The organism is Streptomyces sp. NPDC048484 (assembly GCF_040651415.1).
Lineage (GTDB): Bacteria > Actinomycetota > Actinomycetes > Streptomycetales > Streptomycetaceae > Streptomyces.
In genome coordinates, this window is the sequence record NZ_JBEZJY010000002.1 from 218,526 (window position 1) to 239,886 (window position 21,361).

Annotated in this window: 17 protein-coding genes; 10 read left to right on the plus strand and 7 right to left on the minus strand. The window is 70.3% G+C overall.

From position 1 onward, the window contains the following. Positions 1-125: 125 nt before the first annotated feature. The 4 genes from AB0D14_RS02810 (at position 126) to ybaK (ending at position 4,337) form a co-directional block, all read left to right on the plus strand. The gene (locus AB0D14_RS02810) at positions 126-1,706 is read left to right on the plus strand and encodes an oxidoreductase (protein WP_362773677.1); all 1,581 of its coding nucleotides are present in this window, start codon (positions 126-128) and stop codon (positions 1,704-1,706) included. 257 nt (positions 1,707-1,963) lie between these two features. Then, positions 1,964-3,019 carry a hypothetical protein gene (locus AB0D14_RS02815; protein WP_362773679.1) on the plus strand — a complete coding sequence of 352 codons (1,056 nt, stop codon included), beginning with the start codon at positions 1,964-1,966 and terminating at the stop codon, positions 3,017-3,019. An 11-nt stretch (positions 3,020-3,030) separates the two neighbouring features. Continuing rightward, positions 3,031-3,771: an LON peptidase substrate-binding domain-containing protein gene (locus AB0D14_RS02820; RefSeq protein ID WP_362773682.1), complete on the plus strand. Its 741-nt coding sequence runs from the start codon at positions 3,031-3,033 to the stop codon at positions 3,769-3,771. A 41-nt stretch (positions 3,772-3,812) separates the two neighbouring features. Beyond that, entirely contained in the window at positions 3,813-4,337 is a 525-nt protein-coding gene (gene ybaK / locus AB0D14_RS02825) for a Cys-tRNA(Pro) deacylase (RefSeq protein WP_362773685.1), read from the plus strand. 216 nt (positions 4,338-4,553) lie between these two features. Here ybaK and AB0D14_RS02830 read toward each other — a convergent pair whose 3' ends face one another. From AB0D14_RS02830 to AB0D14_RS02845, 4 genes are all read right to left on the minus strand, one after another. Then, positions 4,554-5,189, minus strand: coding sequence for an AAA family ATPase (locus tag AB0D14_RS02830; protein WP_362773687.1), 636 nt, complete (start codon positions 5,187-5,189; stop codon positions 4,554-4,556). Between the two features lie 34 nt (positions 5,190-5,223). Further along, a complete protein-coding gene (locus AB0D14_RS02835) occupies positions 5,224-6,075 on the minus strand; it encodes an ABC transporter permease (protein ID WP_362773690.1) in 852 nt (283 codons plus the stop codon). 80 nt (positions 6,076-6,155) lie between these two features. Further along, the gene (locus AB0D14_RS02840; RefSeq protein WP_362773931.1) at positions 6,156-7,136 is read right to left on the minus strand and encodes an ABC transporter ATP-binding protein; all 981 of its coding nucleotides are present in this window, start codon (positions 7,134-7,136) and stop codon (positions 6,156-6,158) included. Between the two features lie 243 nt (positions 7,137-7,379). Further along, the gene (locus AB0D14_RS02845; protein WP_362773692.1) at positions 7,380-8,639 is read right to left on the minus strand and encodes an NYN domain-containing protein; all 1,260 of its coding nucleotides are present in this window, start codon (positions 8,637-8,639) and stop codon (positions 7,380-7,382) included. Positions 8,640-8,862: 223 nt separating this feature from the next. On the opposite strand from AB0D14_RS02845, the gene AB0D14_RS02850 reads away from it, so the two are divergent. Further along, positions 8,863-9,042: a hypothetical protein gene (locus tag AB0D14_RS02850; protein ID WP_362773695.1), complete on the plus strand. Its 180-nt coding sequence runs from the start codon at positions 8,863-8,865 to the stop codon at positions 9,040-9,042. 138 nt (positions 9,043-9,180) lie between these two features. Here AB0D14_RS02850 and dnaE read toward each other — a convergent pair whose 3' ends face one another. Beyond that, positions 9,181-12,723 (minus strand): DNA polymerase III subunit alpha, encoded by a 3,543-nt coding sequence (gene dnaE / locus AB0D14_RS02855; RefSeq protein WP_362773698.1) that lies wholly within the window; start codon positions 12,721-12,723, stop codon positions 9,181-9,183. Positions 12,724-12,991: 268 nt separating this feature from the next. Here dnaE and AB0D14_RS02860 point away from each other — a divergent pair, with 268 nt between their 5' ends. From AB0D14_RS02860 to AB0D14_RS02875, 4 genes are all read left to right on the plus strand, one after another. Continuing rightward, entirely contained in the window at positions 12,992-14,320 is a 1,329-nt protein-coding gene (locus tag AB0D14_RS02860; protein ID WP_362773700.1) for a DUF2252 domain-containing protein, read from the plus strand. A 68-nt stretch (positions 14,321-14,388) separates the two neighbouring features. Next, positions 14,389-15,075, plus strand: coding sequence for a hypothetical protein (locus AB0D14_RS02865; RefSeq protein ID WP_362773703.1), 687 nt, complete (start codon positions 14,389-14,391; stop codon positions 15,073-15,075). A 45-nt stretch (positions 15,076-15,120) separates the two neighbouring features. After that, entirely contained in the window at positions 15,121-15,921 is an 801-nt protein-coding gene (locus AB0D14_RS02870) for a DsbA family protein (RefSeq protein WP_362773705.1), read from the plus strand. A 133-nt stretch (positions 15,922-16,054) separates the two neighbouring features. Further along, positions 16,055-17,722 carry an alkaline phosphatase D family protein gene (locus AB0D14_RS02875; RefSeq protein ID WP_362773708.1) on the plus strand — a complete coding sequence of 556 codons (1,668 nt, stop codon included), beginning with the start codon at positions 16,055-16,057 and terminating at the stop codon, positions 17,720-17,722. A gap of 75 nt (positions 17,723-17,797) precedes the next feature. On the opposite strand, the gene AB0D14_RS02880 is transcribed toward AB0D14_RS02875, so the two are convergent. Next, positions 17,798-18,367 (minus strand): dienelactone hydrolase family protein, encoded by a 570-nt coding sequence (locus tag AB0D14_RS02880; RefSeq protein ID WP_362773711.1) that lies wholly within the window; start codon positions 18,365-18,367, stop codon positions 17,798-17,800. Positions 18,368-18,475: 108 nt separating this feature from the next. Here AB0D14_RS02880 and AB0D14_RS02885 point away from each other — a divergent pair, with 108 nt between their 5' ends. After that, positions 18,476-19,603, plus strand: coding sequence for a mechanosensitive ion channel domain-containing protein (locus tag AB0D14_RS02885; protein ID WP_362773713.1), 1,128 nt, complete (start codon positions 18,476-18,478; stop codon positions 19,601-19,603). Positions 19,604-19,758: 155 nt separating this feature from the next. Here AB0D14_RS02885 and AB0D14_RS02890 read toward each other — a convergent pair whose 3' ends face one another. After that, entirely contained in the window at positions 19,759-21,345 is a 1,587-nt protein-coding gene (locus tag AB0D14_RS02890; RefSeq protein ID WP_362773716.1) for a Na+/H+ antiporter, read from the minus strand. Positions 21,346-21,361: the final 16 nt, after the last annotated feature.

The following is a 21,361-nucleotide window of genomic DNA, read 5'->3' on the forward strand; positions in this document are numbered from 1 at the left end:
GCCCGAATTCATGCCTGGCCGGAACACCGGATGATCACCTTCACTCCTGGCGTTCAGGCCGTCACCCAGCGGGCATCACAGGGACGGGGGTACGGAACCCGCGAGCAGAGGAGAAAGAGAGAACCGTGACAGACGGGGCCGGCCTCCGCGCCGGAGAGCTGCCCGACGACCTGAACAGCGCCGAGGCCGGCATGTGGCAGGCGTTCCGCAACGGCAGCGTGTACGACCTGCGGGCCGGCGACACCGTCGTCGACGATCCGCACGGCGGCCACCCGTGGGGCCCGGAGCGCACCGTGCGGGCCCGGATCGTGTGCTGGCTGCTGCTGAACGGGCCGCCCGCCCTCGACGGCCGCGTGGCCTCCCTCAAACTGACCGGGGTGCAGATCGTCGACGTGCTCGACCTCGCGGGCGGCGCCGTCGAGCCCTATCTCGAAATGAAGGGCTGCCGCTTCGAGAAGGAGATCCTGCTGCCGGAGTCGCGGTTCACCACCGTGCGGCTGGTGGACTGCGCGATACCGCGTCTTGAGGCGGCCCGGCTGCACACCGAGGGCGATCTGCACCTGCCGCGCTGCCGCTTCCACAACGGCATACGCCTCACCGACGCGCAGATCGGCACGGACCTGCTGCTCAACCAGACGGTGATCCACCAGGACCGGCGCGGCAACTCCCTCATCGGCGACGGGCTGACCGTCGGACAGGACCTTCAGGCGGAGATGATGGAGTCGCACGGCGAACTGAGCCTGCGCGGCGCGAAGGTGGGTGTCTCGCTCAGCCTGCGCGGCAGCCGGCTGGCCAATCCGTACGGGCGCCGGGCCCTGAACGCACCGCAGCTGACCGTCGAGCGCACCATGTATCTGACCCCCGCGGGCCTCCTCGACCCCGTGCAGACCAGCGGCCGGACCCCCGCGCGGGGCACCCGGGTGCAGCGGTTCGAGTGCGAGGGCGGGATCCGGCTCGACGACGGCCGGTTCGGGGACGCGGTGGACTTCGAGCAGGCGCGTCTCACCCTGCGCGACGACCAGGAGATCTCGCTGCGCCGCGTCCAGGTGCCCGAGCTGCGCTTCCTCGGCCGGCGACCGCAGCGCGGCCGGATCGTGCTGAACGGAGCGCGGGTGGTCACCCTCATCGACCAGGCGGCCAGCTGGCCGGGCGCGGGCCAGCTGCAGATGGGCGGCTTCCAGTACGAGTACTTGGTGCCGCGCGGCCCGTTCCCGCTGGCCAAGCGCCTGCAGTGGGTGGCCGCCGCCACTCCGGAGTACAGCCCGGAGCCGTACGAGCGGCTGGCCACGGTGATGCGCAACGGCGGCGAGGACGAGGACGCGCGCGCGGTACTGCTCGCCAAGCAGCGCCACCGACGCGAGAACCTGCCGATCGCGGCCAGGCTGTGGGGTTACGTACAGGACTGGACGGTCGCCTACGGATACCGGCCGGGGCGTGCGGCCGTGTGGATGGCCGTGCTGTGGGCGGCGACCTCCTTCGCCTTCGCCCACGCCGACCATCCGCCGCTCAAGACCGGTGAGCATCCACCGTGGAACCCGTCGCTGTTCGCTCTGGACCTGCTGCTGCCGGTCATCGACCTCGGCCAGGCGGGCTACTGGCAGCTGCGCGGCGGCTGGCAGTGGCTGGCCGCGGTGGTGATCCTGCTGGGGTGGATCCTGGCGACGACGGTGGCGGCGGGCGCGACCCGACTGCTCAGCAGGGGCTGAGTCGCAGGGGCTGAGCCGCAGAGGCTGCGGCACGACCTCTGGGCCTCCCCGGCCGCGTGGGTGCCGCTCAGCTTGGGTGCCGCTCAGCTTGGGTGCCGCTCAGCTTGGGTGCCGCACGGCATGGGTGTCGCGCAGCCGACCAACACCTGAGGAACAGTCACCTTTTACCCGTCCTTGACCGTTCTCGATGCAACCAAACCACGGTTACAAAAGCGTCACCGCGTACCCCCTGGTAAGCGTCCGACCTGCGGATTTCAATGGACGACACCATGGCACTGCTGCGCGCGCTCCTCCGTACGGTCCGGATGGCACAGAACACTTCGAGTCTCGCCGCCGGCCTGCCCGACGACGACGAGGTACTTCTCGACGCCCCGGACGAACGGCTCGGTCCGGCCCTGGTCGCGGCGGGCCGGGGCGACTACGGCACCGCCGGCAAACTGCTGGCCACCACCCGTGAGGCCGCCGAGTGGGAGAACCGGGACCGGTACACGACCCGCCTCGCCACCTTCGCCCTCTCCCGCGGCGAGTGGTTCGACGACTGGCGCTCCGCCGCCCCGCACGACCCTGACGCGCTGCTGGTCAAGGCCGAGCTCGCGGTGTGCCGGGGCTGGCGGTCACCGGCCCGCGCCGAGCTGTTGCGCCAGGTCGCGCCCCTGATCTCCGCCGCCGCCGAGGCCGACCCGCGTGACCCGGTGCCGTGGCGGATCGCGCTGGACCACGCCAGGGGCACGAACGCGTCGCACACCGAGTTCGAGCAGCTGTGGGCACAGGCCGTACGCCGCTCCCCGCACCACTACGGCTGCCATGTGGCGGCTCTGCAGTACCTGTCCGCCGCCTGGTACGGCTCGCACCGCGAGTGCTTCGACTTCGCCGAGCGGGCCGCGCAGGACGCGCTGCCCGGCTCCCTGGTCCAGGCGCTGCCCGTGCGCGCGGCCTTCGCCTATCTGACCGAGGGCGGCGGGGCCGCCGTGCACCGCGAGCGTCTCGACTCGGCGGCCGACCTGGCGATCGCCCTCTCCGGGGAGTATCCGGACGCCGACCCGTGGCCCGCGGAGGTCCGCAATGTGCTCACCTATGTGCTGATCCGGCTCGACCGCTGGGAGGAGGCGCTGGAACAGCTGCGTGGGATCGGCCCGTACGCCACCTCGTTCCCCTGGGACCGCGTCTCGGACGATCCGCTCGGCCAGTTCCTCGAACTGCGCGACGGAATCCGGCTCCAGGTGGCCTCGGACAGACCCCTGAGAGCACGGAAAAGGGATCTTCCGTATCCACGGAGTGAGCACGGCGGACGTGCGTCCTCCGTTGACCATTAGGCTTTTGCGTCGTGACCACCGTCCGGCTCCCACTCTTCCCCCTGAACTCGGTGCTGTTTCCCGGGCTCGTCCTGCCGCTGAACATCTTCGAGGAGCGTTACCGCGCGATGATGCGCGATCTGCTGAAGACCCCCGAGGACGAACCGCGCCGGTTCGCCGTCGTCGCCATCCGCGACGGCCACGAGGTCGCGGCGACCTCGCCCGGCATGCCGGACCAGACGGCCGTGCCGCGGCGCGGGCCCTCGGCAGGCTTCGGCAACGACCCGGTGAAGGCCTTCCACGCGGTGGGGTGCATCGCCGACGCGGCGACCGTCCGGGAGCGGGCCGACGGCAGCTTCGAGGCGCTGGCCACCGGGACGACCCGGGTACGGCTGCTCTCCGTGGACGCCTCCGGGCCCTATCTGACGGCCGAGCTGGAGGAACTGACCGAGGAGCCCGGCGACGAGGCGGGGGCGCTGGCAGAGGGGGTGCTGCGGGCCTTCCGGCAGTACCAGAAGCGGCTGGCGGGGGCGCGGGAGCGGTCCCTGGCGACCGGGGCCGATCTGCCGGACGAGCCGGCCGTCGTCTCCTACCTGGTCGCGGCCGCGGCGATGCTCGACGTTCCGGCCAAGCAGCGGCTGCTGCAGGCTCCGGACACGGCCTCCCGGCTGCGGGAGGAGCTGACGCTGCTGCGGGCGGAGACCGCGATCATCCGCAATCTGCCGTCGCTGCCCGCGTCGGAGCTGACCCGCGGGCCGACGAACCTCAACTGACCCGCGCCCGCACCACGGGTCCCCCGGCGAAGAAGGATCTCTTGGCGAAGAAGTCGAAGAACGCGAAGAACGCGAAGAAGCAGCAGCCGCAGCCGGGCGGGACGCCGGCGACCGTGGCGCTCGCCGCGGCGGGCGTCGAGTTCACGGTCCACGCCTACGAACACGATCCGGCGCATCCCTCGTACGGGGAGGAGGCGGCCGAGGCGATGGGTGTTTCGCCGGACCGGGTCTTCAAGACGCTGGTCGCGGATGTCGACGGGGAGCTGACGGTCGCCGTCGTGCCCGTGGCGGGCTCCCTCGACCTGAAGGCACTGGCGGCGGCGGTGGGCGGAAAACGGGCCACGATGGCCGATCCGGCCGCCGCGGAGCGCACCACGGGATACGTCCGCGGGGGCATCTCGCCCCTCGGGCAGCGCAAGAAGCTCCGTACGGTGCTGGACGCGTCCGCGAGCGGGCACGCCACCATCTGTGTGTCGGCGGGCCGGCGGGGGCTGGAGGTCGAGCTGGCTCCGGGCGACCTCACGAAGCTCACGGACGCGGTGGCGGCCGCCGTCGGGCGTGCGTGACCCCTCGACGTGAGCGGGGTTCTCGGTTAAGTACCGAGGACATGTCGAAGAAGACGCGCAAGCGGAAGTGGCGGGTCAGAAAAGGCCGGGCGAACCACGGCCGCAGGCCCGCCTGAGTCACCTGAGTCAGTGGGCGGCCCCGCCCTGGCCGTCAGGGCCGCCATGGCCCTCAGGGCCCGCGCCCGGGGCGTCAGGCCGTCAGGTCCGTCCGGGCCGTCAGGCTTGAGGAGCCGGCGGGTACGGGGACTCGAAGGGATCCGGGTCCCTCGGGGCGAAAAGAGCCGTCAGACCCAGATAGGTCAGAAGGGCCGAGAAGGACCAGGCGAGCATGGCGCCCTTGGCACCGAGCTCCAGGGGGGCGTCGAACGTGACGCCCTTGCCCACCTCCTCGGCGTGCCCGGCCACGTCCTGGGTGGGTCCGAGCCATATGCCGAGCCGCCAGGCGAGCAGGGAGCCGAGGATGCCGCCGACGGTCAGCGCGACGACGAGCGCGATGCCGCCCCGGCGCCGCACGAGGAACACCGCCAGCGCGGTGACCAGGCCCAAGGCGAGTGCCAACAGGGTGAACGTGCCGTCCACCGCGATGGCCTGCTCCCCCTCCGTGTCCTTGATGTAGACGGCGGAGCTGTCCGAGACGAGCGGCACCTGCGGTGCCAGCCACCACCACAGGACACCGAGCAGCACCCCGCCGAGGGCCATCGCGACGGTGATGATCGCGGCCTCGCGCAGCTCTGTCCTCATCCCGGGGCCGTCCTCCTCATGACCGAGCGCATACCCGGCGGGCGGCGCCTGCCAGGCGTCGTGCGGCGGCTGGTCGTTCGGCTGCGGAGGCGGAGTCAACGGTGCGGTCACACTGACATCGTGCCAGGCCCGCCTGTCGGCCGCGTCACCGGACGGCCGCCCGGCGGTAGGCCCAGGTCGCGACCGCCAGTGAGGCGACACCCACGCCCGCGCACACGGCGAGGTCGAGCAGGACGACACCCCAGTCCGGGTGCTCCCCGAAGGTCAGGCTCAGAGCGTCGACCCCGTACGTGGAGGGCATCAGATCGCGTGCCCACTGCAGATACGTGGGCAGCCGGTCCGGCGGCAGCACGCCGAGCAGCAGCGCGGCGGACATGCCCAACTGGCCGAGCAGCGTGGCCAGTTCGGGGCGGGGGGCGAGGAGCCCGAGCGCCGCTCCGAGTCCGGCGAGCGCCGCGCCCACGAGCGGGACGACGGCGACGAGGATCCACAGGTGCGTCAGCGGCAGCTGGAAGAGCACGCTGCCCACCACGGCGGTCACGAACGTCCCGGGCACGGTGAAGGAGGCGTACGCGGCGGCCGCGCCGAGCACGACGGCGGCCGGCGGCACGGGCAGCGTCGCATAGTGGTCGAGGCCGCCGCTCGCGCGCAGCTGGCCGAAGTACTGGGCGAGCAGGTTGAGCGCGACGAACGCGACCACGAGGACCGACGAACCGGCGACCACGGCCCGCGCCTCGCTGCCGCCGTCCACGACCCCGCGCATCAGGACCATGATCCCGATCGACTGGAAGGTCGCCACGAACAGCAGCGGGATCCGCGCCACCCTGGCCCGGGAGAGCTGCGCCCGGTAGACGGCGGCCAGGGCCGGCCACAGCCGCGCGCGCGGCCCGAGCCCGGCCACGGCACGGGTACCGTCCTCGGTGTCCGTGCCGTGACCGGTCCGGCTCCCGTTCACACGGGCTGCGCCGGGCAGGACCTCGGCGGGTACGACACTCACGTCGAGCGGCTCCTGTTCGCTTCGGCTGTCTGTGTACCTGTCCCTGTTCCTGTTCCGTACGGCTGCGGAGGCCCGCATGCTCATGCCTTGACCAACCCCCGTACGCTTCCGGCGCTGCCGCCCAGCGCCAAGTACACGTCCTCCAGGCTCGGCGTGGCGAGCGTGAAGTCGTCCAGGGCCGCGAAGGCGGCGCCGCCGGTGACCGCCGCGACGGCCGCACGGGCCTCCTCGGGGGAGAGCCGCAGCGACCAGCGACGGCCCGACTCTACGGCGCGGTCGTGCAGGGCCGCGACCTCGGGCACGTCGAGCGGAGCGCGCTCGCGCCAGACCAGTTCGAGACGCACCTCGCCGGCGACCTGCTCCTTCAGCCCGGAGGGGGTGTCGCAGGCGATGACACGGCCCTTGTCGAGCACGGCGACCCGGTCGAGGACGGTCTCCGCCTCGATGACGTTGTGGGTGACCAGGAGGACCGTCGTGGCGTGCTCGGCCCTGCGCCGGTCGACGGCGCCCCAGACGGCACGGCGGGCGACGGGGTCCATGCCGGTGGTCGGCTCGTCGAGGACGAGGAACGGCCGCTCGCCGACGAGTGCGGTGGCGAAGCAGGCGAGTCGCCGCTGCCCGCCGGAGAGCTTCTTGAGGGGCCGCGAGGCGAGAGCGGTGAGTCCCAGTTCCTCCAGGACCGCGTCCCGCTCGGCCCGTGCGGTGCGCACGTCGAGCCCGCGCAGCCGTCCGGTGGTCTCCGCGGCGAGCGACACGGTCAGCTCGTCGAGGGCGGTGGACTCCTGCCCGAGGTACGCGAGGAGCCGCGCCGCCCGCTCGGGATGGCGCACGATGTCGTGCCCGAGGATCTCGACACTGCCGCGGTCGGGGCGCATCAGCCCGGTCAGCTGGCGTACGAGAGTGGTCTTGCCGGCGCCGTTCGGGCCGAGCAGGCCGTAGATCTCGCCCCGCCTGATGTCGATCCGCACCCCGTCGGTGGCCCGCACCTCGGGTGTGCCGGGTGCTCCGCGCCGTCCACGCACCGCCGGATACGTCTTCGTGAGATCCCGCACGGCGCACACGACATCCCCGCCGTGTCCGTCCCGGACTGCCTGTGCGGTGCGCTTACTCACGAGACCCGAGACTACGGGGTCCCACCCCACGAACGCCCCCCGGGGCGGGCATACACCCGATATCGACCCCGTAAGAGCCCTGTCAGGGGCGCGGGGCTGTGCCCTCAGGGACGCGGGGCTGTGCCGATGTGCGGCTCCGCCGCGTGGGCGCGGCCGGCCCCCGCCGGCCCGCAGGCAACAGCAAACCCCCTCCTACTCCCCAGCGGGAGCGTGCTCCGCCGCGGTCCGCGCGTCGATCTCCCGCCAGAACCCCGCCCGGATGGCATACCGATCGTGCTCGTCGATCTGGTCGTCCTTGTGCGCGAGCAACCCGAACCGGGCCGCGTACCGCAACAACTCGCCGTCGATCCGGTGCGGCACCCGCGGATACATCGTGGACAGTTTGGGCAGCTGCGCCTGGTCGGACAGCCGTTCCATCCAGCGCCGCGCGAACACCTGCCCGACCTCGAACGGATCACCGCCCACCGTGGTGATGTCCTCCTCACGGTCGGCCCACCGCTGCTCGGCCGAGGTGAGCTGCGCGAGCGTCGGCAGCAGCGCCGCCTCCGCGGTCTCGGCGGCGCTCCCGGGCCGGTCGCGGTCCACCCATCCCTTGTCGGACGACCAGCGGAGCGTCGCGTTCGCGGGATGCTGCGCCGTCGGCTGCGCACCGGCGCCGGCAAGAGCCCCGGGCGCCCGCAGCGCGGCCAGATCCTTCGGCGTGGGGACACCCTTCGGGGCGGCCGGTACCCGCGCCTCCGTGCCGTTCTCGCTCGGGGCGGCCTGCGCGTGCTCGGTCTCCCCCACGGTCCGCTCGCCCGCCGAGCCGAGCCCGGAGCCGAGCGCGGACTCGGGCAGCGGCGCGGAGAGGATCGCGGCGATCTCGGGCCGCGGCACGGGCGGCGGCGCGCAGACACCGCCGAGTTCCTTGGCCCGGACGGCCTTGGTGATCCACATCCGGTCGAGTACGCGCCGCTCGTCGGCCTCCGCGACCAGGTCCTCGGACTGGTTGTAGTCGCCGTCCGCGGCCTGTACGGCCCACAGATGCACGGCGACCCCGTGTTCCTTGGCCGCCATCATGCCGGGCAGCAGATCCCCGTCCCCGGTGACGAGCACGACGTCGGAGCAGGCACGGTTGCGCGCCAGCTCCGTGAGCTCGGCGTGCATCGCGGCGTCCACGCCCTTCTGCGCCCACCGCCCGTCGCTGCGGGTCAACGCGCCCAGACGGACCGTGACCCGGGGCATCACGCGCAGCCTGCGGTGCTCCGGCTGCGGTACGCGGTCGGGGGCCCCGTCGAACCAGTAGATGCGCAGCAGGGGCCGGTCCGTCTCGGACTCGGCGCGCTCGCGCAGCCCCTGGATGAGGGCGGCGTGGTCGACGGTGATCCGGGATCGCGAGGGTTCCCCGGCGAGGAGACTGGCAGCGGCCCCAAGCAGGTAACCGGCGTCCACCAGGACAATGCAGCGGTCCACGCGATCCACCCTCTTTCCGGGAGGTTTGCTTCGGGCTTGCTTCGAGTCTGCCCGACCGCGCGGAGGTTAACGGCCGGAACTCGATCTTCGGCGTGGCGGATCGGGAGGATCGCTCGCCGACGGGCCTTATTACGCACGGTAATTCTCCGAAATGCGCGACTCCTCAGCCTATGTGAGTCTGGTCCCGGCCCTGGCCCCTGAATCCCCCGTAGGAGGCAACACCATGGCCAAGAACAAGAACCGCAAGCAGGGTGGCGAGCGGGACCGCTCCTCGCAGACCGAGCGTACGCAGGAGCAGGCCGACCGGTCCTCGACGGAGGCGCAGCGATCGCCGATGTCGCAGATCCAGGGCAACCCAGCCGATGTCGCGCGTAAGCACCAGAAGCGTTTCGGCCACAACTGAGTCGCCACAACCGAGTCTCCACAATCGGGCCACCACAACTGAATCAGACGCAAGGGCCGTTGAGGCTCTGGCACATGCCGAGGGGCGCACCCGTCAGCGGGTGCGCCCCTCGCGCCGGTCCGGAATCCCGGGAAACGATCAGCCGGTGGCCAGGCAGGCCGGGCCCAGCAGTACCTTCAGGTCGCCGAAGAGCGCGGGGTCCGGCTTCACCCGGTGCCGGTCGAGGCGCAGGACCGTGGTCCTGCTCGGGCCCTGGAGCCTGATGCGCACCTCGCTCTCGCCCCTGTGATGGCTGAGGATCTCACCGAGCCTGCTGATCATGGGCGGTGTGATCTTCAGGGCCGGGATGGTGAGGATCACGGGCGCGTTGGTGCCCGCGTTCGACAGGTCCGGGACCTGCAGTTCCATCGCGACGAGGCGGGGGACGTCCTCGCGCTTGTCGAGGCGTCCCTTGACGAACACCACGGCGTCCTCGACGAGTTGCGTCGACACCAGTTGATAGGTGGCCGGGAAGAACATGCACTCGATGGAGCCGGCGAGGTCCTCGACGGTGGCGATGGCCCAGGCGTTGCCCTGCTTGGTCATCTTGCGCTGGAGGCCGGAGATGATGCCGCCGATGGTGACGATCGCGCCGTCCCCGTGCTCACCGCCGGTGAGCTGGCTGATGCCGGCGTCGGCCTTGTCGGACAGCACGTGTTCCAGGCCGAAGAGCGGGTGGTCGGAGACGTACAGGCCGAGCATCTCCCGCTCCTGGGCGAGCAGGTAGACCTTGTCCCACTCGTCGTCGGTGAACTCCACGTCCAGGCCGAAGCCGGGCTCGGTGTTGTCCTCCTCGCCCATGCCGCCGAAGAGGTCGAACTGGCCCTCGGCCTCCTTGCGCTTGACCGCGACCACGTTGTCGATCATCGGCTCGAAGTGCGCGGTGAGGCCCTTGCGGGTGTGCCCCATCGTGTCGAACGCGCCGGCCTTGATCAGTGATTCCGTGGTGCGCTTGTTGCAGGCGACCGCCTCGACCTTGTCGAGGTAGTCGGGGAACGAGCCGTACTTCCCCTTGGCCTTGCGGCTGCGGATGATCGACTCGACGACGTTCGTACCGACGTTGCGGACGGCGGAGAGGCCGAAGAGGATCACGTCGTCGCCCTGGGCGGCGAAGTTCTGCTCGGACTCGTTGACGTTCGGCGGCAGGACCTTGATCTTCATGCGCCGGCACTCGTTGAGGTAGACCGCCGACTTGTCCTTGTCGTCCTTGACGGAGGTGAGCAGCGCGGCCATGTACTCGGCCGGGTAGTTCGCCTTCAGATAGCCGGTCCAGTACGAGACGAGTCCGTACGCGGCCGAGTGGGCCTTGTTGAACGCGTATCCGGCGAAGGGGACCAGTACGTCCCACAGGGCCTGGATCGCCTCGTCGCTGTAGCCGTTCTTCCGGGCGCCCGCCTGGTAGAGGACGAAGTTCTTCGCCAGTTCCTCGGGCTTCTTCTTGCCCATCACGCGGCGCAGGATGTCGGCCTCGCCGAGCGAGTAGCCGGCGATGATCTGGGCGGCCTTCTGGACCTGCTCCTGGTAGACGATCAGGCCGTAGGTGACGGACAGCACCTCCTGGAGCGGCTCCTCCAGCTCCTTGTGGATCGGGGTGATCTCCTGGCGGCCGTTCTTGCGCTCCGCGTAGTTGATGTGCGAGTTCATGCCCATCGGGCCCGGCCGGTAGAGGGCCGAGACGGCGGAGATGTCCTCGAAGTTGTCGGGCTGCATCTGGCGGAGCAGCGAGCGCATCGGGCCGCCGTCGAACTGGAAGACGCCGAGGGTGTCACCGCGGCAGAGCAGTTCGAAGGTCTTGGGGTCGTCCAGCGGGAGGGAGAGCATCTCCAGGTCGATGCCCTTGTTGGCCTTCACCATCTTGATGGCGTCGTCCATGATCGTGAGGTTGCGCAGGCCCAGGAAGTCCATCTTGAGCAGGCCGAGCGACTCGCACTGCGGGTAGTCCCACTGTGTGATCGTGACGCCGTCGGTGTGGCGCGTCCAGAGCGGGGCGTGGTCGACGATGGGCTCGCTGGACATGATCACGCCGGCCGCGTGCACACCCATCTGCCGGACCAGGCCCTCGACGCCCTTCGCGGTGTCGATGACCTTCTTCACGTCCGGCTCGTTCTCGTACATCCCCCGGATCTCGCCGGCCTCGCCGTAGCGTGAGTGCGTGGGGTCGGTGATGCCGTTCAGGTCGATGCCCTTGCCCAGGACGTCGGCGGGCATCGCCTTGGTGAGCCGGTCGCCCATCGCGTACGGGTAGCCCAGCACGCGCGCGGAGTCCTTGATGGCGTTCTTCGCCTTGATCTTGCCGTACGTGCCGATCATGGCGACCTTGTCGGCGCCGTACTTCTCGGTCACGTACCTGATCACCTCGACGCGCCGGCGCTCGTCGAAGTCGATGTCGACGTCGGGCATGGAGACGCGCTCGGGGTTGAGGAACCGCTCGAAGATCAGACCGTGCGGGATGGGGTCGAGGTCGGTGATGCCCATGGCGTACGACACGATCGAACCGGCCGCCGAACCGCGGCCGGGGCCGACCGCGATGCCCTGCTTCTTGGCCCACATGATGAAGTCGGCGACCACGAGGAAGTATCCCGGGAACCCCATCTGGATGATGACGTCCATCTCGTACTCGGCCTGCTTCTGGCGGTCGTCGGGGACACCGCCGGGGAAGCGCCGCTCCATGCCGCGGCGGACCTCCTCCTGGAACCAGGTGACCTCGGTGAAGCCGTCCGGGATGTCGAACTTCGGCATGAGGTTCTTCGCCTCGAACATGCCTGCGGTGTCGATCTGCTCGGCCACCAGGAGCGTGTTCGCGCACCCCTGCTGCCAGGCTTCCGAGGAGTCGACGGCGTACATCTCGTCCGTCGACTTCAGGTAGTAGCCGCCGCCGTCGAAGCGGAAGCGGTCCGGGTCGGAGAGGTTCTTGCCGGTCTGGATGCACAGCAGCGCGTCGTGCGCGGTCGCCTCGTGCGCGTACGTGTAGTGCGAGTCGTTCGTCACCAGCGGCGGAATGCCCAGCTTCTTGCCCACCCGCAGCAGATCCTCACGGACCTTGCGCTCGATGTCGATGCCGTGGTCCATCAGCTCCAGGAAGTACCGGTCCTTGCCGAAGATGTCCTGGTACTCCGAGGCCGCCTTCACCGCCTCGTCGAACTGGCCCAGGCGCAACCGGGTCTGCAGCTCACCGGAGGGGCACCCCGTGGAGGCGATCAGTCCCTCCGACCACTGGGAGATCGTCTCCTTGTCCATCCGGGGCCACTTCTGCAGCCAGCCCTCCGAGTACGCGTCCGAGGAGAGCTTGAACAGGTTGTGCAGCCCCGTCCGGTTCGCCGCCCAGATCGTCTTGTGGGTGTAACCACCCGAACCGGACACGTCGTCCCGCTTCTGGTGCGGCTGGCCCCACTTGACCTTCCGCTTGTTGCGCCGCGACTCGGGGGCCACGTACGCCTCGATCCCGATGATCGGCGTGACGCCGGCCTTCTTGGCCGTGTGGAAGAAGTCGTACGCCCCGTGGAGGTTGCCGTGGTCGGACATCGCGATGTGCGTCATGCCCATCTCGTTGCACGCGTCGAACATGTCCTTCAGCCGCGCGGCACCGTCCAGCAGCGAGTACTGGGTGTGGACGTGCAGGTGCGTGAACGGCGTCTTTGACACGGCTTCGGCCTCCAGGAAGAACGGGCGTCGACAGGGTCCCTACGAGCTGCGGACAGTCTGGGGGACAGCCACGAAGTCTATGCCTGAGCACTGACACTCCGAGCGCTTCCCCCCGTACCTTCATGCGGGGGAAACGGGCACTCCCGCGAACCCCCGTCCGTTGGAGAATGACGGAGACATCCGTTCCAATGACGGAGACATCCGTTCCGGCGAACGGCGCATTCCGTCCCACTCGTCATGCACCACCTGCACCAGGAGGCACCCAGCGATGTCGGTTCCGCAGCTCAGCGCCGAGCAGCGCGGCGAACAGATCCTCGCCGTCTTCAATACCGCCTTCGGCGATCTGCTGGCCGCCGATCCGGCCGCCTTCCGTGTGAAGTTCCGGAAGATGGCCGCCTCCGCGTTCGCGTTCTACCGCGGGACGGCGAACCTCTTCTACCACGACCTGGAGCAGGAGAAGCGCGGCGGGCCGTACCTGGACGAGCGCACCTCCCGGGTGTGGATCCACGGCGACCTGCACGCGGAGAACTTCGGCACGTACATGGACGCCCAGGGCCGCCTGATCTTCAATGTGAACGACTTCGACGAGGCGTACGTCGGCCCCTTCACCTGGGACCTCAAGCGTCTCGCGGCCTCCGTGGCCCTGATCGGCTACGCGAAGGCGCTGAGCGACGAGCAGATCACCGCCCTCGTCCGGACGTACGCGGCCGCCTACCGCGAGCGCATCCACGCCCTCGCGACGGGCGCCAAGAGCGACGAGGTGCCGCCCTTCACGCTGGACACCGCGCAGGGCCCGCTCATGGACGCCCTGCGGGACGCGCGCTCGCTGACCCGTTTCGGGCTGCTCGACTCGATGACCGAGATCCGCGACTTCGAACGCCGCTTCGCGCCGGGCGGCGGCTCCATCGAGCTGGACGCGGCCACCCGCTACAAGGTCCTCGCCGCCTTCGACGGCTATCTGGAGACGCTGCCCGAGTCGTCCCTGGACCGCCCGGACTCGTACCGGGTGAAGGACGTCGTGGGCCGTCGCGGCATCGGTATCGGCTCGGCCGGCCTGCCCTCGTACAACATCCTCCTGGAGGGCGCCACCGACGCCCTGGAGAACGATGTGGTGATCTACATCAAGCAGGCCCAGACACCGGCCGTCTCCCGGCACATCACGGACTCCTCGATCCGTGACTACTTCCAGCACGAGGGCCACCGCACGGTGATCTCCCAGCGCGCCCTCCAGGCGCACGCCGACCCGTGGCTGGGCTGGACCGAGCTGGACGGCGCGGGCCAGCTGGTCGCGGAGGTCTCGCCGTACGCGGTCGACCTGGACTGGGGCGACATCGACGACCCGGAGGAGATCGCGGCGGTCGTCGCGGACCTCGGCCGGGCCACCGCCACCATGCACGCCGCCGCGGACGACGAGAGCGGCCACTCGGAGCTGGTGCCGTTCTCCACGGAGCGCGCCATCGACGCGGCGATCGCGGGCGACGAGGACAGCTTCGGCGACCTCCTCGTGGACTTCGCACACGAGTACGGCGCACGGGCGCGCGCCGACCACCAGATCTTCGTGGACCTGTTCCGTAACGGACGGATTCCGGGTCTGTAGCCGTCCGACCACCCACAGGAACCCTTTAGGGGTCTCCTACAGGAGTACGTGACAGACTCTTCACTGCTATGGACATATCCGGGACCCAGCTCAGAGCCGTGCGCGCGGCGCTGTTCACGGCACTGGTCGTGACGCTCAGCACCGCGTCGCACGTGCTGCTGTCCCGGGTCCCCCTGCCGCTGACCACCGTGGCCGCGATCACCGGCGCCGTCTTCGTCGTCGCGTACGCGCTGGCGGGCCGGGAGCGCGGCTTCGGGCAGATCGCCGCCCTGCTGATCCCGCTGGAGCTGGCCGCCGACACGCTGTTCACCGCGGGCCAGCACGCCTGTTACGGCAGGGCGGGCGGCCCGGTCACCGGCCCGCTGCGCTCGGTCGGCCTCGACATGCTCTGCGGTGGCGGTGAGGTCGGCACCCCGCTGGCCCGGGTGGCGGGCGGCGAGGCCCCGCCCGCCGCGGCCCTGCTCGCGCACGCCGACCCGGGTGCCGCCTGGCTGCTGCTCCTCGCGCACATCGGCGTCGGTCTCCTGGCTGCCGCCTGGCTCCGCCGCGGCGAGCGGGCCCTGACCCAGTTCCTGGGCGCGGTGGCCGCCACCACCTTCCGTCCACTGATGGTCGCGGTCGCCGCGGTGACCGTACATCTCACTCCGGTGCGCCGGATGCCGCGGTCCCCGCGCCGGGTCGCCGCCGCGCGTACGCGGCTCTTCGTGCACTCCGTGGGGCGGCGTGGACCGCCGTGCTCGGCCGTTTCCGCCTGAGCACACCAGTCCTCGTACACCCGCCTTCACCACGGAGAAACGATCATGAGCAAGAGGAACAGTCAGGCCTCGAAGTCGGCGGCCCGTGAGCGGCTGCGCATCGAGCGCGAGCGTCAGGCCAAGCGCGACAAGGCCAAGCGGCAGATCATCGTCGCCGGATCGATCGTCGCGGTCCTCGCGATAGCCGGCGGCATCGGTTACGCCGTCGTACAGAACAACGAGCCCTCGAAGTGGGAAGAGGCCGCCGACGCGAAGGTCGTCGCCCCCGCCAACACCAGCGGCAAGAACGGCTCGACCGTCGTCATCGGCGACTCCAAGACCGACAACACGGTCCACCTCTACGAGGACCCGCGCTGCCCGGCCTGCGCCTCCTTCGAGCAGACCGTCGGCGAGACCGTCAACAAGGGCATGGAGGACGGCGACTACAAGCTCTCCTTCACCCTCGGCACGTTCCTCGACGGAAACCTCAGCGGCGAGGGCTCGAAGAACGGGGTGAGCGCGCTCGGCGCCGCGCTGAACGTCAGCCCCGACGCGTTCCTGGAGTTCAAGACCGCGCTGTACTCGACGAAGTACCACCCGGAAGAGACGAAGGACGACCTCGCCAAGGACAGCTACCTGATCAAGGTGGCGAACACGGTGGACGCCCTGAAGGGCAACAAGAAGTTCCAGGACGCCGTCGAGAAGGGCACGTACGACGCCTGGGCGATGAGGATGAGCAAGACGTTCGACGACTCCAAGGGTGTCGACTCGACGCCGACCATCAAGATCAACGACAAGGTGATCAAGAACCCCAGCACGGTCGCCGACTGGCAGAAGGCCCTCAAGGACGCGGGCGTCACGAAGTAGCCCACGGCGGCGCGGGGCAACAGGGCGGCACAGGGCAAAGGGCAACAGGGCGGGTGAACTCCTCCGAGTTCGCCCGCCCTTCATGTCCTTAACGCCTTACAGAAAGCCCTACTCATCAGTAATCTGACCGACCGTGACCAGTCGCATCAGATCCCTCTCCAGCCACGGCCTCCCCGACCTTCCCGCCCCGAGCCGCCGTACGGTGGTCAAGGCGGCCGCGGCCACCGCCGCCCTCGGGGCCCCGCTCGCCGCCGCACTGCCGGCCCGCGCCGTCCAGGCCCCCGCGTTCCTGCACGGCGTCGCCTCCGGCGACCCGCTGCCCGACGGCATCCTGCTGTGGACCCGGGTGACACCCACCGCCGAGGCGACCCCCGGCTCCGGGCTCGGCCCGGACCTCGAAGTCGGCTGGGCGGTGGCCACGGACAAGGCGTTCACGAACATCGTCGCGAAGGGCTCGACCACCGCGGCCGCCACCTCCGACCACACCGTCAAGGCGGACATCCGCGGCCTGAAGCCCGCCACGGACTACTGGTTCCGCTTCTCCAGCGGCGGCACCGACTCAGCTGCCGCCCGCACCCGCACGGCCCCCGCCCACGACGCGGCCGTGGCCGGCATGCGCTTCGGCGTGGTGTCCTGCGCCAACTGGGAGGCCGGCTACTTCGCCGCGTACCGCCACCTCGCGGCGCGCGGCGACCTGGACGCCTGGCTGCACCTGGGCGACTACATCTACGAGTACGGGAGCGGCGAGTACGGGACCCGGGACACCGTCGTACGCCCGCACGCCCCAACGCACGAGATCGTCACCCTCGCCGACTACCGCACCCGGCACGGCCGTTACAAGACGGACCCCGATCTCCAGGCCCTGCACACGGCGGCTCCGGTCATCGCGATCTGGGACGACCACGAGTTCGCCAACGACACCTGGTCGGGCGGCGCCGAAAACCACACCGAGGGCGCCGAGGGCGCCTGGTCCGCCCGTCAGTCGGCCGCCAAGCAGGCCTACTTCGAGTGGATGCCGGTCCGGCCCGCCATCGAGGGGACCACCTACCGGCGGCTGCGCTTCGGCAAGCTCGCCGACCTCTCACTGCTCGACCTGCGCTCGTACCGCTCGCAGCAGGTGTCGGTGGGCAACGGCTCGGTGGACGACCCGGCCCGTACCCTCACCGGCCGGGCCCAGCTCGACTGGCTGAAGGCGGGCCTGCGGGCCTCGGACACCAGCTGGCGGCTGGTCGGCAACTCGGTGATGATCGCCCCGTTCGCCATCGGCTCGCTCTCCGCCGAACTCCTGAAGCCGCTCGCGGAGCTGCTCGGCCTGCCCAAGGAGGGCCTCGCCCTCAACACCGACCAGTGGGACGGCTACACCGACGACCGCCGCGAACTGCTCGCGCACCTGCGGGACAACGCGATCCGCAACACGGTCTTCCTCACCGGCGACATCCACATGGCCTGGGCGAACGACGTGCCCCACAACGCCGGTACGTATCCGCTGTCGGCCTCCGCCGCCACCGAGTTCGTCGTCACGTCGGTGACCTCCGACAACCTCGACGACCTCGTCAAGGTCCCCGAGGGCACCGTCTCGGCCCTGGCGTCACCGGTGATCCGGGCCGCCAACCGGCATGTCCACTGGGTCGACACCGACCGCCACGGCTACGGCGTCCTGGACCTCACCGCCGAGCGGGCGCAGATGGACTACTACGTCCTGTCCGACCGCACGTCCACGAACGCGACGGCGTCCTGGGCACGTTCGTACCGCACGCGCAGCGGTACGCAGAAGGTCGAGCGGACGTACGACCCGGTCTGATCCCGCCCCGCCAGCAGCCGCGGAGTCTCGGTCACAGCGTCTCGGCTACGGAGTCTTCGGCTACAGAGTTCTCGGCTACAGGGTTTCGAGGAAGCCGAGTGCCACCCGCCAGGTGGCCTCGGCGGCCTCCTCGTCGTAGTCCGGCAGCCCGGGGTCGGTGTAGAGGTGTCCGGCGCCCGCGTACCGGTAGACCTCCACGTCGGCCCCCGCCTTGCCCATCTGCAGATACCAGGCGGTCAGCCAGTCATCGGGCTCGAAGGCGTCCGGCTCGGCGACATGCAGCTGGACCGGCAGCTCGTCCACCGAGGCGGTCTCCGCGATGTCGGACGTGCCGTGCAGGAGCAGCAGCCCGCGGGCCTTGCCGTCGCCGAGGGCCAGGGTCTGCGCGGTCGCCGCGCCCAGTGAGAACCCCGCGTACACGAGCCCTCGCTCCGAGTACGGTGCCGCGGCCAGGACGGCCCGCTTGAGCAGCTCGTCCCTGCCCAGCTCGTCCTTGAAGGCCATGCCCTCCTCCACGGTCTCGAAGGTCCGCCCCTCGAAGAGGTCGGGCGTCCACACCTCGTGTCCCGCCGCGCGCAGCCGGTCCGCCGCGTCCCGCACCGCGGGCCGCAGCCCGTAGGTCGAATGGAAGAGCATGATGTTCATGAGGCCATGGTGCCAGCCACCACTGACAGCCGGTCGGCAGAGGTGACGCAGCGGATATGACCGGGACCACAGGTTAACGATCCCCGTCGGCCGGTTACGGTCGAAGGCATGGAGAACGTGCTTCGCCCGCTGATCGTGATCGGCGGCTCGCTCGTACTGACGCTGCTCGTCGGCTGGATCGTCGACCTGCTGCTGCGACGTGCCGATCAACGCCACCAAGGGATCCCGCTGTGGGGCCTGCTGCGCCGCTGCCGTCTTCCCCTGCAGTTCGTGATGTGCGTGGCACTGCTGCGAGGGTCGTACGACCGGGCCGAGATCGCCGACGACCACTCCGAAGGGATCGGCCAGATCCTGACCCTGGTCCTCATCGGTTCCGCGGCCTGGCTCATGATGCGGATCGCGACGGCGATCGTCGAGTCCTCGTACTCCCGCTACGCCAACGCTCACCGCGATCCGGCCAGGGTGCGCCGGGTCCGTACGCAGGTGACGCTGATCCAGCGGGTCGTCTCAGCGATCGTCGGTACGGTGGCGGTCGCCGCCATGCTGCTGACCTTCCCCGCGATGCGCGCGGCCGGCGCCTCGCTGCTCGCCTCGGCCGGCATCCTCGGCATCGTCGCCGGTGTCGCCGCGCAGTCGACCCTCGCCAACATGTTCGCCGGGCTGCAGATCGCCTTCGGCGACATGGTGCGCCTCGGCGACACGGTGGTGGTGAACGGTGAGTGGGGCACGGTCGACGAGATCACGCTCACCTTCCTGACGGTACGCACCTGGGACGAGCGCCGGTTCACCATGCCGGTCTCGTACTTCACGTCGCAGCCGTTCGAGAACTGGTCCCGCGGCGGTGTGCAGATGACCGGCACGGTCTTCTTCCACCTGGACCACACCGCGCCCGTCGAGGAGATGCGCACCAAGCTCCGCGACATCCTCCGCGAGTGCCCCGCATGGGACGGGCGCGACTACGGCCTCGCCGTCACCGACTCCACGCCCAACACGATGGAGGTACGCGCGCTGGTCACCGCGAAGGACGCGGACGACGTCTGGACGGTCCGCGTCACCGTCCGCGAACAGATGTTCCGCTGGCTGACCACCCACCACCCGTACGCCCTGCCCCGCGTCAACACGGCCGACGCGATCCTCCCGCCGAGCACCGCCCAGGCGAACGGCGCCGAAACCCACCGATCCCGCACATCCACACGCGGCCGCATGGTGGAACCCCCACGCACAGGCCGCGGCTGACCTGGGGGCGCCTTCACCGGGCGCCCTTCAGGGGCGCCGGTCAGGGGCGCCCTTCAGGGGCGCGGGGAACTGCGCGACAAGCCCCCACCGGCCGGCACCCACCCACGGCCCCGCCCACAGGCCCCCTCACCCCGACGCCCCCCACCCGGCGAGGGTCACCGCAAGCTGCGCACATCCAGGTGCCGCAGCACCCGGTCCACGACCTCCGGATTCGCCCCCGCCTCACTCCGCGCCGCCAGCACCTCGTGCCGGGCCGCGGACAGCATCTCCCCCTGGATCCGCCGCACCCGCTTGATCCGCCTGGCACGCTGCTCGTGGGCCTCCTGCCGCTCGTCCTCCCCCAGGTCGGGGCTGATCCGGTACCCGATGTCGAACGCCCGCCGCAGCAACTGCTCGGTGAGTTCGTCGGGCAGATCCTCCGTCTCCCCGATCTCCCTGAGGCGCTGCTTGGCCGCCTTGGCCGCCCGCAGGGCGAGTGTCTTCTCGAACGCCTTCTCCTCGTCGGTGTCGGCCCGCACCCCCAGCTTCCGGACCAGCCAGGGCAGGCTCAGCCCCTGCACCACGAGCGTCGCCATGATCACCCCGAACGCGATGAAGATCATCTCGTCCCGGTTGGGGAACGGCGCCCCGTTCTCCATCTCCAGCGGAATGGCCAGCGCGAGCGCCACGGAGGCCACCCCTCGCATCCCGGCCCACCACATGACGACGGTCTCCCGCCACGTCGTCGGAATGTCCTCGTCGCGGTCCCGCTTCGCGTGCAGCCGCTTGGTCAGCCAGGTGGCGGGCAGCAGGTAGGCCAGGCGTACGAGCACGACGACCCCCACGATGGCGGCGGCCCAGCCGAGCATCTCCTGCCACCGCCCCGACGCCGTCCTGATCGCGTTGTGCAGCTCCAGTCCGATGAGCCCGAACGCCACCCCGGTGACCAGCGTGTCGACGATGTTCCAGAACGTGTGCCCGGCGAGCCTCGTCATGACGTCGTCCGCGTCGTTCGCGTACTCCGCCAGGAACATCGCCGTGGTGAGCACCGCCAGCACACCGGACCCGTGCAGCTCCTCGGCCAGCACGTACGAGGCGTACGGCACGAGCAGGGTCAGCCCGATCTGCAGCGTCGGATCGCCGAGGTAGTCCATCAGCCGGTTCGCGCCCCACCCGAGCCCGATCCCCACGGCGACCGCGACGACGGCGGACAGCAGGAAGTCGAGCAGGGCACCCGGCACCGAGAAGGAGCCGCTGATGGCGGCGGCGATGGCAACGTGGTAGAGCACGATCGCCGTCACGTCGTTGAACAGCCCCTCGCCCTCCAGGATCGACACCAGGCGGCGCGGCAGCCCGAGCTGTCCGGCGACGGCGGTGGCCGCGACCGGATCGGGCGGCGCCACCAGCGCGCCGAGCGCCACGGCGGCGGCGATCGGCAGCCCGGGCACGATCGCGTGGGCCACCGCGGCGACCACGGCGGTGGTGACGAACACCAGAGCCACGGCGAGCAGGAAGATCGGCCGTTTGTTGGCGGCGAACTGCCGCCAGGAGGTACGCCGTACAGCGGCGTAGAGCAGCGGTGGAAGCAGCGCGGGCAGGATCAGCTCGGGCGGGATGTCCACGTTCGGTACGAAGTGGAGCAGGGCCAGCACGATCCCGAACAGGGTCATCAACACCGGCGCCGGAAGCCCGAACCGGTCCCCCAGCGGGACGCTGACGACGGCCCCGAGCAACAGCACGAACAACAGGGCCAACTGGTCCACGGTCAGCGCTCCAACG